Source organism: Bradyrhizobium sp. Kon56, assembly GCF_055807635.1.
The window spans coordinates 24,521-37,326 of sequence record NZ_JBVVOU010000028.1 but is presented as its reverse complement, the minus strand read 5'-3'; the positions used below and the strand labels follow the sequence as shown (position 1 = coordinate 37,326).

The window sequence follows — 12,806 nt, the reverse complement described above, 5'->3', positions numbered from 1 at the left end:
TCCGACGCGAGGGCCGATCCGTCGCTCGCTCCTTGTCAGCAATCGAGGTGTCACATGTCATCCAAATCACAAACCAGCGAAGCCCAGCAGACCACCAGCCATGATGTGATCCGGAAATGGGCGGAGGAGCGCGGCGGAAAGCCTGCAACGGTCAAGGCCACGGAGGAGGACGGACACGCCGGTATCCTGCGCATCGATTTCGATCCGCCCGACGAAGGTCTCGATCGGATCAGCTGGGACGAATTCTTCGCCAAGTTCGACGAGGCCGGCATTGCCTTCCTCCATCAGGACCAGACCAAGGATGGGAAGCCGAGCCGCTTTCACAAATTCGTACGGCGCTAGTTGGATCACCACGTGTCGGGCAGCTGGACCGAGGCGATGCGGGCAGGCGACTTCGAACGCGCCTGGGCAATCAATGACCGCGATCTGGCAATGCTTGCGTATCCACCCAAGCACACCGGGCCGCGTCACCTGCAGCGGATCTGGCGTGGTGAGGAACTGAGGGGCAAGGATGTGCTGGTCCGCTGCTACCACGGGCTCGGCGACACTATCCAGTTCCTGCGCTTCATGCGGCCGCTTCGTGACGTCGCGCGCCGCGTCACGGTCTGGTGCCAGGGCGAGCTTCTGCCGCTGGTCGAGCGAGCGGCTGGCGTCGATCGGGCCTTCGCGCTCCATGATGGTGCACCTGAGGTCGACTTCGAGGTCGATATCGAGATTATGGAGGTGCCGCATGCCATAAGGGCGAGGCGAGAGCAGGTCGAGATGCGCGCACCTTACCTGTCGTTGCCGACCAAGGTCGAACCAGCGCTCCCGCAAGACCGAGGTCTCGAACTCAGGGGCCTTGCCGTGGGCCTGGTTTGGGAAGTCGGCAATTGGGACAAGCGGAGGACCGTTCCGCCGTCCCTGTTGGGACATCTTGCCGTTCCCGGCGTGACGCTCTGCTCACTGCAACGCGGGGCCCGAACGTGCGAACTGGCCGAGATCGGCGCGAGGGACGTCAGCACGCCTGACGTTACGGTTCTCGGTCATCTCCTCCAGCGGCTCGATCTCGTCATTTGCGTCGACACTATGGTGGCCCATCTCGCGGGAGCACTCGGCTGTGAGGCGTGGGTCTTATTGCATGCGGATTGCGACTGGCGCTGGCCGGCATCCGAGGCCCATTCCCTTTGGTATCCGAGCCTGCGGCTGTTTCATCAGAGGACACCAGGCAACTGGGATAGCGTCCTTGAAGAGGTGCGGGAGGCCCTGATTGCACGCTCCGCAAGTCTCCAAGGTGTCGTCCGAAAGGAGCTCAAGCGAGCGCAAGGCCCGCCGTAAGTGGCCTGAGACGCGAGGACGACGCATCGTCGCGGCTGGACGAAATGCTCAGGTAAGTCGGATCGAATCTTGCGAGCCGCACGAGTCCCTGCCAGTCCGTGATCGTTACCGTCTTGCCCTGCCATTGCAGGAGATTGCATCGTCGCAGTTCCTGAATCGTGCGGTTGGCGTGGACCGGGGAGATGCTGCATGCTGCCGCAAGGTCCGATTGGGTGAAGGGTGACGGCAGTCTGAAATCTCTCGCCAAGCCGACGCTTTGCAGCCGGGTGGTGATCTCGCACAGCAGATGCGCCACGCGCGTCAATGCATCACGGCTACCCAGGTTCACTGTCCAGTTGCGCTGAATGGCGTGGGTGGTGAGCAGCATCAGCAGCAATGCGCGAGACATCGCGGGCGAACGCGCGGACAAATCGTGAAAGAAGCGGTGTGGCACGAGAGCGACGATGGCAGGGCCGAGCGCGATCAGGTTGCCGTCAACGCGAGGACGATAAAGCGTGTGTAGATCGGCGATGTCACCGGGAACATGGATTGACGTGATCTGCCCGTCCGCACTCTCTGCATCCTGCCACGACAGATATCCCTGAAGGAGCAGGCAGCACTGGGTGGCATCATCGCCATGCCGCAAAACGGCCTGACGCGAACCGAGATGCGCGATTGTGCTTGCCATGTCCGCGAGCAGGTGGAGATCGTCGGCCGTTACGGGAGTGAGGCTCGCCAACCGGTCGGCGAGCTTGGAGAACGCAAATCCTGCCTGCATTGGTCGCCTAATAACTCAGAACCCGTCCCCAATTTGATCGATGAGAACGACAGAGCGCATTAAACTTTGATAGTTTTACTCCATGCAGGTCATTGTTTGTCTGCCCAGCATGCGCCCAGAAGTGCGAGGGCGATCGGTCAAACGGTTCCGGAATAGTAAACGGCGCATGCGATCGTCCTCAAGGATCGGACGTTTCGGGAACCGGAAGCGCGAGTCGCGCTCAGGCGAAGCATCTGTGTTTCTCGCGGCGGGATCCGCGGAGATCGCGCTAGTCATGCTCATACTGTTCCGAGAGAAACTGATTGATCGCGTCGAAGGCCTGCAACCGGTTCTTCTCCAGCAGGACCATGTGCGTGCCTTCGCCGATCTCGACCCGTCGCCGATATCGCGCGGGTTTGTGCGCACTGAAATTGGCGTGCGTGACGCGTGCCCGTGCTCCAGGTCCACGCCGAGGGCACTGGGACGTGCGTATCAGCTGGTCACATGCTCCGCTGTGCGAGATAGACAAGAGGTGCGATTCCGACCGTCCAGGGCCGGTTTGACCCGCTACGGCTCTCGCCGCGACGGCGACGCATCATTTCTTGATCGTCCCCCTATGGAGGCTCGTTCTGAAACTTGACGCGTGCGCAATCAATTGCGTTGTCAGCGTTGCCGCCATCGCGCAGGCGCCAGGCCGAATTCACGCCTGAACGCCCGGCTGAATGCTTCTCCGGATCCGTAACCCACTTCCTCTGCGATTTGGTCGATCGGCTTGCGTGTTTCTCGTAGGCTCACCTTGGCTGCCTGAAGCCGCCAGATGGTCAGATACCGGATTGGTGGCACCCCGATCAGGGTTGTGAAGCGGTCGACGAAGGCGCTCCGCGACATCGAGACTTTTCTCGCAAGGGACTCCGCGGACCACGGCAGCCCGACGTTATGATGAATGGAGGCGAGCGCGCGTCCGATTTTCGGATCGGCAATCCCCTTCAGCCATCCTCCATCTTGATCGGTGTATGTCACGGAATATTGCCGCATCGCCTCTACGAACAGCAGTTCGGAAAGCCGAGACATCAGGTTTGACGAGGCGAACCTGCCGGCCGTCAGTTCGCCGGCTGCATACCGCACTGAAGCCTCGATCCAGTCGCGTGCGACCCCCTCGCGAATGTCGAGCTTCAGCACTCTTGGCAGGGCCGCGATCAACGGATTATAGGTTTCCTCGCTGCCGAGAAAACCGCACACGATTTGCGCCGGCTCACCGCCTCCGCCGTGCATAATTTTTGCCAGCCCCCCATCCGGTGACGGCTGAATGAGATGACGCGCGTTTGTCGGTACCAGACCCGCGTCGCTGGCGAGTGTATGAACATCGTTTCTGGGCAGCAGTACGATCTCGCCGGCCCGCACCTCGAATGTAGGTTCGCTGTCGACGCTGAGCAGAAATTTTCCGGCGATGACGAAGTGGTAAGCGATCAGCAGCGAGGGCTTGACCGCGAAGGTCACGCAGTCCTCAGCGACGATCTGCGTATGGACGCTCCACGGCGCGGTGAACCGCGCATCCAGAAAAATGCCGCCGGTCAGGCGAACCGATCGAAGCACTTCCGATAGCGGATCGATCATTAGGCTAATCTCAGATTTGGACGATCGGTCAACTTATCCGGCTGGGCGATCATTCACCGTGGCGGTCCCCGCGCTTATACGGGGCTCATGAATGAACTGCCAAGCAACCGATTCCTCCACGTTTCCTTGAGACGCTGTCCAGACGGTCAGGCGGACGCGGAACCGGTTGCGGGAGAATGGAAAAGCGGGACGCCACAACGGGGTTCTGGATGGCAACCAAGCAGACGGATATCCCGATCATGAGCATCGCGCAGGCTACCGCAACCGTCACGCCGTATATCGATTTCTGGAACGCGGTACTGGCTCCGAAATTCAATGCGTGGCGGCACATCCTCGCCGGCGGCCTTCACCTGCATAGCGCTAAAGTCTTCCCGTCGCTGCCGATCAGAGCCGGCGACAGGGCCCTGGATGTGGGATGTGGCTGGGGCGACACCGCAATTGAACTTGCGCGGCGCGTCGGACCGACCGGATCCGTCCTCGGCCTCGATTGCTGCAATGCCTTCCTCGACGTCGGCCGCGCAGATGCGAAGGAGGCAGGGTGACCAATCTCAGCTTTCTCGAAGCGGATGTTCAGACCCATCCGTTCGAGCCGGTACATGATTTTTGCTTCTCTCGCTTTGGAACCCAGTTCTTCGAAAACCCAACGGCTGGCTTGAGCAACATGCGATTTGCGCTCAAGCCGGGTGGACTGATGACGATGGTCGTCTGGCGCGAACGGGCGGACAATCCGTGGCTTACACTGTCGAAGGAGGTTCTGCTTCGCTACCTGCCCCCCGTCAGGGAAGACGCTGCAACCTGCGGCCCCGGACCGTTTTCTATGACCGATCCCGAGGCCGTGACTCGGCAATTGATGATTGCCGGCTACGGCGGCATCAGGTTCGAACGGATCGATGCCGAAGTCTTGGTCGGGCGAGATCTTGACGAAGCGGTCGCGTTTCAGCTCGCGATCGGTCCCGCAGGGGAGGTTTATCGCGAAGCCGGTCCGAAGGCTGCTCGTTTGTTTGATACGCTGGTGGCGGCCTTGAAGGACGAGTTGAAACAATTCGTCCGCCCCGAAGGCGTGATGATGAATTCAAGCTCTTGGATGGTCACCGCGCAGAATCCGGGATCACCGCCGCGGCCCCGGGGGTGACGTACCCGCGCCAGTCGCTGCTCGAAATCTCTTCATTGTAAGCACCGCCGCAGCCGCCGCCGCGATCGGACGAATCGATGCAAAAAAATGAACTCTCTGGGAGAAGATTGATGGCAGGTCTAGTTGCGGTCCTCTAACGGCACTGCCGCTTACGGTGTCCCGCTCGTCGCCTTGCTCTATCTCATTGGCTTTACCGGGGACCTGGTCGTTCCAAAGTCTATCGATTCCGGGGCCATTGGTCCGGTTCCTGCAAGCATTGTTATCGATGTGCTGCTAATCGGAGTGTTCGCAATCCAGCACAGCGTGATGGCGCGTCAGGGCTTCAAGCGCTGGTGGACGCGAATCGTGCCGGCTTCGGTCGAGCGCAGCACCTACGTGCTGTTCGCCAGCTTTGCACTGCTGTTGCTGTACTGGCAGTGGCAGCCGATCCCCACGCCGGTCTGGACCGTGAACCACCCGGTCGCGGCGGGGGCGCTCGACGCCGTCTTCTGGCTGGGTTGGGTCGTGCTGGTGGTCAGCACGTTTCTTCTCAGTCATTCGAGTTGTTCGGCCTCAGCCAGGTGTTCATGCACCTGTTCGGTAAACAACCGCCCGAAGCCAAATTCCGCACGCCGTTGCTCTACCGGTATGTCCGCCATCCGATCTATCTCGGCATCCTGCTCGCAGTCTGGGCCACGCCTGCGATGACGGTCGGTCATCTGGTCTATTCGCTTGGCATCACAGCCTACATCCTGATCGGCATTCAGTTGGAAGAGCACGATCTGATCCAGCAGTTCGGCAACCGGTATCGCCGCTACCGCCGTCACGCGGCCATGCTCGTCCCGCTTTCATGCCGAAACTTCGCCGCGTCCCAGGACGCCGACATCTGACCCGAGACGCTCGTCAAGACAGGCCAATCAGTCCGCAAGCAGGGGTGGATTCAAGCGGCGCGGCGTCCGGTCGCAGCCGTATCGACACGGCCAGGGCGGCGTGCGCATCGCGTTCTGATCAACTCATTTCAACCTGAGGCGTCCGGCCAAGAGGATCACCGACCGCATGACCATCCTCCATTTGAAGGATGGCCGATATTCCCCGCGGCTCCGGTGGGACACGATCAAAATGATTTGAGCGCGATACCGGCTCGCTATCAGCGGAAAAGCTTAAAGTTGTCTCACAGCTATCCTCACACCGGGGGCGCGTCTTCGAATGAACAGGGTTTCACATCCGCGGTCGGTTTCGGAATCGTCGAAAGACAATTCAGATGATCAGCAGCAACTGAGCGACCTGATCAGCGTCATCTACGATGCCGCCATCGATCCCTCTCGTTGGGAAGACGCCATCGTCAGCATCGTGCAATTCGTTGGCGGCGCAGCAGGCGGGCTGTTCTGCAAGGACGTCGGTGTCCAGCACGCCACGGTGCCCCATCGCTTTGGATTTGACGTGCCGTTGCGGGTCGAACTCTTTCGGCAGATTTATTCCTCCGCGGAGGGGCACTTTCTCGGTGACCTCGAGCAGCCGATCGCGACGACCGATTTGATGTCTTTCGCAGCACTCACCCAGAGTGAACTATACCGGCAGTGGGCCGAGCCCCAGGGGCTTGTCGATTTTGTCAGCGCGGTTGTCGACAGGACCACGGTCAGCACAGCTATTTTCGGGGTCTTCCGCCACCGGCGAAATGGGATCGTTGACGAGCACGCGCGCCGGCAAATGAGGCTGATCGCGCCGCATATCAGGCGTGCCGTCGTGATCGGCAAGATGTTCGAGTTCAAGGCCGCTGAACTCGCGACGTTCGTTGACACGTTGGACGGGCTCGGTGCTGGCATGTATCTCGTCGATCCCGGTGGACGTCTCATTCACGCCAATACGGCCGGCAATGCCATTCTCGACGCTCGTGATATTCTGAGTTCCGTGGGCGGGCGGCTGGTCGCCAGCGATCCTCAGGTCGACCGCACCCTGCGAGATGTCTTCGCCACCGCGGGGCAGGGCGATGCCGCACTTGGTATAAGGGGCATCGCGTTGCCGCTGACCGGCAGGGAGGGCGACCGCTATGTGGCCCATGCATTGCCCCTCACGTCAGGCGCGCGTCGGCGTGCTGGTATTGTTTACACCGCCACGGCGGCCTTGTTCGTTCGCAAGGCGTCGCTGGCGGTTGCTTCTATTCCCGGAGCCATCGGCAGCGCGTTCAAGCTGACGCCGACCGAACTCCGCGTGTTGCTGGCCATCGTCGAGGTCGGTGGCGTTCCTGAGGTCGCCATGGCGTTCGGGGTCGCCGATAGCACGGTTAGGACGCATGTCAGCCGGTTGTTTGAAAAAACAGGCACCGCGCGCCAGGCGGATCTCGTCAAGCTGGTTGCAGGCTATACGACGCCCCTGGCGGGATAGGAGAGAGGGCGCTCATTGCAGCACCCAGAAGCAGCAAATATTTGCGCGCTCCTCCCACATTCGCAGGACGACACCCAAGCAGTGGTTGTTCAGGATGGCATGCGTCCGGCCAGCATGCAGTGGGGTAGGTGATCAGGCGTCCCTGCCTCGCCGCATCTGGACAGGACTTGGGAGCGCAGCATGTCCATTGAAGTCGAGGGCACGGTTTCTGCGGCGGGGCACGGACGTCAAGCAGGGGCGGCGGCGCGCAGAATAGTGATTTGTGCCCTGGCGGCGACAGGAATCCTTGCGACCAACATCTTCTTGCCTTCGCTGCCGGTCATCGCGGCCGATTTGCATGTATCCAGCGCGGCGGTCACGTCGGCCTTCACGATCTTTCTGGCGATTTTCGCCATAGGGCAATTGATTGCCGGCCCGCTGTCGGACCGGTTCGGGCGACGCATGCCGATTCTGATAGGGCTCGGAATTTTCATCGCCGGTACGATCTGGTGCGCTTTCGCGCGCGATCTATCGAGCCTGCTGATCGGCCGATCAATGCAGGCTTTCGGCGCATGTGCGGCTTCGGTGCTTTCACGTGCGATCGCCCGGGATCTGTTCGATGGCCAGGCACTTGCAAAGGTCATGGCCTCGATCACCATGGCAACCGCGGCCGCCCCAGGCTTTTCACCGCTGCTGGGGAGTGCGCTCGATCTATTCTTTGGCTGGCGCTCGGAATTTGCCTTTGTCGCGGCCTTCGCGCTCTGCACGGCTTTGGCCTATGCGACCTTCGTCGGCGAAACCAATGACGGCGCGCGTCGTTCTCTGAATCCGCTCAAAATTGCCGGCTTCTATCTGGAGCTTGTTCGGGATCGCCGGTTCGTTGCGCCTGCTACAACCGCTGGACTGGTGATGGCCGGTCTTTTCGCGATTTTCTCCAGCGCGCCGCGGGTGCTGCTCGAATCGTTTGGATTCTTGCCAATCACACTTGGTGAGCTATTTGCGGGCGTGGTCTTCCTGGTGTTTGCGGCCGGCATGCTGGCGCCTAGGCTATCGGCGCGGGTTGGTTCCTGCCGTGCGACGTCGGTCGGCTTGGGACTAACCGTCCTCGGAGGCGCCGGGCTGCTTTGCGCGATGCTGCTCGCGAACGGCGCGCTGCTGCCATTTCTGTTAGCGGCTTCCGTCTTTCTGTTCGGCGTGGGAATAGTGAGCCCGCTGTCGAGCGCGGCAGCGCTGTCGCCGTTTGGCAGCAAGGCCGGTATCGCCGCAGCCCTGTTCGGATTCTCGCAAATGGCGGGCGCTGCATGCGGTGCCTCTCTCGCGGCGATTGTCGCCAGCGATCCGGCCGTCGGGCTAGGAATCGTGCTGACAGTAACGTCGCTCGTGGCGGTTATCCTTCACGAGCGGCGCTAATCTGAGCTGGATCTTGCCGAGAACACAATGGGTTTGGTGTGAGGTTCTTTGCGGCGCCCTGGCATGCCACTATTGTCGAGCGGCGATGGCCGTGATCTCGAGTTTGACGCCGGGACCGAGATCCGCCACGCCGATTGCGGCGCGCGCCGGCAGATGAGCCTCTGCAAATGCGCCTTCCAGGCCGCGTTGAAGTCTGCCTTCTCCTTGAGGCTCGTCATGTAGATGGTCACCTGCAAGACGTTGCTCAGATCGGATCCGAGGGTCTTGAGCAGCTGCGCCAACTGCCCGAGGACGTCATTTGCCTGGCCCGACATGTCGAGGCTCGTGTCCTCTGGGACGATTCCACCGATGTAGAGCACGCCATGATGCTCGACCACTTCGTGGAGCAGACCCTCGTAGGGCAAGACGCGCTTGATCATGATGGGACCGATGTTGTGTGTGACGGGCGGCATTCGCACATTTCAATGTCAGTGTCGTCGCAAAGAGATCTCGCGCCAAGTCTCACCGAAAGACGGACCGCGCGGCTCTGAATGCAACCGACTAAGGCGTTGAAAATAAAAGCACAAATTGGACGAAAAATCGCCGCCGGGTCGTTCCTGCGAACGTTCGCCAATCTGTCCTTGCACGAGCGCCCGGCATTTTCGCCGGCCCTGACCCGACGACATCGAAGCGCGGATCGCTATACTGCGACGCGGGTGACATCGGTGCGGCCGGGACAGTGCCGCGACCGGAACAAGGAATGCGACGATGGACGATACGATTGGCTTCCCCGACCCCGGCCTCGACCTGTCCGACGGCTTCAGGCCGCACACCTCGCATTGGGGCGTGTTCTCGGCACGTCAAGGCGAGGCCGGGCTCGAGGTCAGGGCCTATGCGGGCGATCCCGATCCGAACCGCATCATCGACAATTTTCCCGGCGCGCTACGCCATCAGGCGCGCATCACCCAGCCGGCGATCCGCCGCGGCTGGCTCGAACGCGGTCCGGGTCCGGACGATCGCCGCGGCCGCGATGAATTCGTATCCGTCAGCTGGGAAAAGGCGCTCGATCTGCTCGGCGACGAGCTGGCACGCATCCGTGACACGCGCGGCCCCGGCGCGGTGTTCGGCGGCTCCTATGGCTGGTCGAGCGCGGGCCGCTTCCACCACGCCCAGAGCCAGGTGCATCGCTTCCTCAACATCGCCTTGGGCGGCTATGTGCGCTCGGTGAACTCCTATTCCTCCGGCGCGTCCTCGGTGCTGCTGCCGCAGATCCTCTGCGGCTACGAGGATATCACCAAGCGCAATGTCACCTGGGAGCAGATCGCGGCTGATACCGACATCGTGCTGGCGTTCGGCGGCATGGCGCTGAAGAACTCGATGGTCGCAGGCGGCTCGATCAGCAAGCATGTCGAGCGCGGCGCGATGGAAGCCGCGCGCCGCCGCGGCTGCGCGTTCATCCTGGTCAGCCCGTTGCGCGAAGACCTGCCCGTCGAGGCCGGCGCCGAGTGGATGACCTGCGTGCCCGGGACCGACACCGCGCTGATGCTCGGCATCGTTCATACGCTGATCGCGGAGAACCTGCACGACCAGGCCTTCCTCGATCGCTACACCGAGGGCTGGCCGGTCTTCCTGCGCTATCTCACCGGCGAGAGCGACGGCCAACCCAAGCACGCCGAATGGGCCGCCGCGATCTGCGGCGTCGACACCGACACAATCCGCAAGCTGGCGCGCCGGCTCGCCGGCAAGCGCGCGCTCATCACCGTCTCTCATTCGCTCCAGCGCGCCGAGCATGGCGAGCAACCGGTGTGGATGGGCATGGTGCTGGCGGCAGCGCTCGGCCAGATCGGCCTCTCCGGCGGCGGCTACGCCTATTCGTTGGGGGCAATCGGCTATTACGGTCGCCGCGTCAACGACGTGCCGGGGCCGACATTGGGGCAGGGCCGCAACGCTGTCCGCGATTTCATTCCGGTGGCGCGCATCGCCGACATGCTGCTCAATCCCGGCAGCGCCTATCGCTACAACGGCGAGACGCGCACCTATCCGGATATCCGCCTTGTCTACTGGGCCGGCGGCAATCCCTTCCATCACCACCAGGACATCAACCGCCTGCGCAAGGCGTTTGCGAAAGTCGACACGCTGGTCGTGCACGAGCTCGCATGGACTGCCACGGCCCGGCATGCCGACATCGTGCTGCCCTCGACGATGACGCTCGAACGCGAAGACATCGGCTATTCCAGCAACGATCCCCTGATGGTCGCGATGCACCGGATCGCCGAGCCGTTCGGCCTTGCGCGCGACGACTACGAGATCTTCGCCGATCTCGCCGACCGTCTCGGTGCGCGCGAGCCCTTCACCGAGGGGCGGACGTCACGTCAGTGGCTGGAACATCTTTATGAGCCGACCCGCGCCTCGCTCGAAGCGCGCGGCCTGGAAGCGCCGAGCTTCGAAGAGTTCTGGCGGCGCGGCAGCCTGGTGGTGCCGCAGCAGCCCGACGACGGTGGCCGGCTGCGCCGCTTCCGCGACGATCCCGTCAATCATGCTTTGCCCACGCCGAGCGGTCGCATCGAAATATTCTCTGCCAAGATCGCAGGTCATGGTGATGCGGATTGCCCGGGCCATCCGGTCTGGCTGGAGAAGTCCGACACGCCCAAGCCGGGGGCGCCGTGCTTCCTGGTCGCCAACCAGCCGGTGACGCGTCTGCATAGCCAGCTCGATTTCGGCGGACATTCGCTTCAAAGCAAACATCGCGGCCGCGAGGTCGCGCGCATGAACCCGCAGGACGCAGACGCACGCGGGATCAAGCACGGCGACATCATCCGGCTGTTCAACGCGCGCGGCGCCTGTCTCGCCGCGGTCCACGTCACCGACGGCATCGCGCCCGGCGTGGTCCAGCTCCCGACCGGCGCCTGGTACGACCCGATGGACCCCGAAGACGACGCGCCGCTCTGCGTGCACGGCAATCCGAACGTGCTCACCCGCGACGTCGGCACGTCGTCCTTTGCGCAAGGCTGCACCGGTCAGCTCACGACAGCCGAGGTCGAGAAGTTCACCGGCAATCTGCCGCCGATCCGGGCTTTCGACCCGGTGTAGAAAAAAGGGGCCGTCCTGTGTGGGTGCAGGGACGGCCCCGAGTGGCTCGCAGGCCCGGGAGGATGAGGGCGCGAGCGAATGCTTACGCGGCTGCGCTGATCCAGTCCCTCTCCGTAGCAGGACGACGCGGCGGGAGTGCTTGCACCTCTCGCCGTTCGCCCTTGCTGGCGAGGCGCCAGCGTGCCGGGGATTGATCGGTGATGCGCTTGAAGACAGTCGAAAAATGCGCCTGCGTGCTGAAGCCGACGGCGAGTGCGATCTCGGCCAGCGGCCGCTCGGTGGTCGCCAGCAACGTCTTGGCCTGCTCGATCCGGTGATTGAGCAGATATTCGCGGGGGCGATAACCGGTCGCGACGCGGAATTGCGCCGCAAAGTGCATTCTGGACAGGCCGGCGACATTGGCGAGCTCGGACAGGCTGATGCAGCGGTGGAAATGATCGGCGACATACTGCTCGACGCGCCGCAGCCGCCATTTCGGCAGGGCATTGACCTTGGCGCGTGGCAATTCCAGCCGCGCCAGATGCATCGCGAGGGTTTGGCCAATGCAGCGCGTGAACTCGTGGTCCGCGGCGTCGCCAAGTTCGATCAGCGCCTTGGCAAGCTCGGCCGCGAGCGGATCGCGCAACAGGACGAGATCATTCAAACCTTCGGTTCCGGAAAATTGTGCCGGAAATTGATCCGCGGAGATGTAAAAGTGCAAGAAGGCGCATGGCGACTGGAATTGTACGGCGAGGGGCTTTGACGGCGCGGTGAGATACAGTGTGCCCGCGGGCATGGTCCCGTCGAAAATGACCTGGCGATCCCGGGTCAGTTTCGCGCGCGTGGTCTTGAGGGCGATGCCGACGAAATAGCGATCCTCGGGCGTCGTCGCTTGGTGCGACGAGGTGCTCCGCGGGTCTTCCCATCGCGAGATCGCGATGTCCTCGGCCGCCGCTCCCGTGCCCGGATCGATCTGACGCCATTGACGCTCCCGAATGATCGCGTGTGTTGCCCGGGGGAACTCGCAATCCCCCGAGGTGCCCGGAAATTCAATCCAGGCATCACCTGCCTGCAAATTGGTCAACATCGTTCGTCCTCTCCGGGCGTTCTCCGCTGTTTGCAACCAGCAAACGCGCAAAGCCCACGTTTTCCATGGTGAGAGGATAGGCGTGAGCTGACCTGCAAGCTCGTTAGTGGTGATTAGGATGT

Annotated in this window: 11 protein-coding genes and 1 pseudogene; 8 read left to right on the top strand and 4 right to left on the bottom strand. The window is 62.3% G+C overall.

From position 1 onward, the window contains the following. Nucleotides 1-54: 54 nt before the first annotated feature. Together AC0L3B_RS31180 and AC0L3B_RS31175 are read left to right on the top strand one after the other, a co-directional pair. Complete coding sequence (locus tag AC0L3B_RS31180; RefSeq protein WP_018460363.1) at nt 55-342, top strand: hypothetical protein; 288 nt, start codon at nt 55-57, stop codon at nt 340-342. 12 nt (nt 343-354) lie between these two features. Further along, nucleotides 355-1,317: a glycosyltransferase family protein gene (locus AC0L3B_RS31175; protein WP_368507336.1), complete on the top strand. Its 963-nt coding sequence runs from the start codon at nt 355-357 to the stop codon at nt 1,315-1,317. Here AC0L3B_RS31175 and AC0L3B_RS31170 read toward each other — a convergent pair. Beyond that, nucleotides 1,292-2,074: a Crp/Fnr family transcriptional regulator gene (locus tag AC0L3B_RS31170; protein ID WP_473381619.1), complete on the bottom strand. Its 783-nt coding sequence runs from the start codon at nt 2,072-2,074 to the stop codon at nt 1,292-1,294. The two genes, AC0L3B_RS31175 and AC0L3B_RS31170, sit on opposite strands and share 26 nt — an antisense overlap. Before the next feature lie 642 nt (nt 2,075-2,716). Then, complete coding sequence (locus AC0L3B_RS31165; RefSeq protein WP_473381618.1) at nt 2,717-3,667, bottom strand: AraC family transcriptional regulator; 951 nt, start codon at nt 3,665-3,667, stop codon at nt 2,717-2,719. Nucleotides 3,668-3,876: 209 nt separating this feature from the next. On the opposite strand from AC0L3B_RS31165, the gene AC0L3B_RS31160 reads away from it, so the two are divergent. From AC0L3B_RS31160 to AC0L3B_RS31140, 5 genes are all read left to right on the top strand, one after another. Continuing rightward, entirely contained in the window at nt 3,877-4,209 is a 333-nt protein-coding gene (locus AC0L3B_RS31160; protein WP_473381617.1) for a methyltransferase domain-containing protein, read from the top strand. Further along, nucleotides 4,206-4,799, top strand: coding sequence for a class I SAM-dependent methyltransferase (locus AC0L3B_RS31155; protein WP_473381616.1), 594 nt, complete (start codon nt 4,206-4,208; stop codon nt 4,797-4,799). Before AC0L3B_RS31160 ends, AC0L3B_RS31155 begins: the two co-directional genes overlap by 4 nt. A 332-nt stretch (nt 4,800-5,131) precedes the next feature. Then, a complete protein-coding gene (locus tag AC0L3B_RS31150; protein WP_473381615.1) occupies nt 5,132-5,668 on the top strand; it encodes a methyltransferase family protein in 537 nt (178 codons plus the stop codon). A 316-nt stretch (nt 5,669-5,984) separates the two neighbouring features. Further along, on the top strand, nt 5,985-7,160 hold the full coding sequence (locus AC0L3B_RS31145) for a helix-turn-helix transcriptional regulator (RefSeq protein WP_244561209.1): 1,176 nt from the start codon (nt 5,985-5,987) through the stop codon (nt 7,158-7,160). Nucleotides 7,161-7,340: 180 nt separating this feature from the next. Then, entirely contained in the window at nt 7,341-8,549 is a 1,209-nt protein-coding gene (locus tag AC0L3B_RS31140; RefSeq protein WP_377829651.1) for a multidrug effflux MFS transporter, read from the top strand. A 69-nt stretch (nt 8,550-8,618) separates the two neighbouring features. On the opposite strand, the pseudogene AC0L3B_RS31135 reads toward AC0L3B_RS31140, so the two are convergent. Continuing rightward, nucleotides 8,619-8,968: pseudogene (locus AC0L3B_RS31135) on the bottom strand (RidA family protein). A gap of 328 nt (nt 8,969-9,296) precedes the next feature. Here AC0L3B_RS31135 and AC0L3B_RS31130 point away from each other — a divergent pair. After that, on the top strand, nt 9,297-11,618 hold the full coding sequence (locus AC0L3B_RS31130) for a molybdopterin guanine dinucleotide-containing S/N-oxide reductase (protein ID WP_473381614.1): 2,322 nt from the start codon (nt 9,297-9,299) through the stop codon (nt 11,616-11,618). A gap of 82 nt (nt 11,619-11,700) precedes the next feature. On the opposite strand, the gene AC0L3B_RS31125 is transcribed toward AC0L3B_RS31130, so the two are convergent. Beyond that, complete coding sequence (locus AC0L3B_RS31125; protein WP_473381613.1) at nt 11,701-12,684, bottom strand: helix-turn-helix domain-containing protein; 984 nt, start codon at nt 12,682-12,684, stop codon at nt 11,701-11,703. Nucleotides 12,685-12,806: the final 122 nt, after the last annotated feature.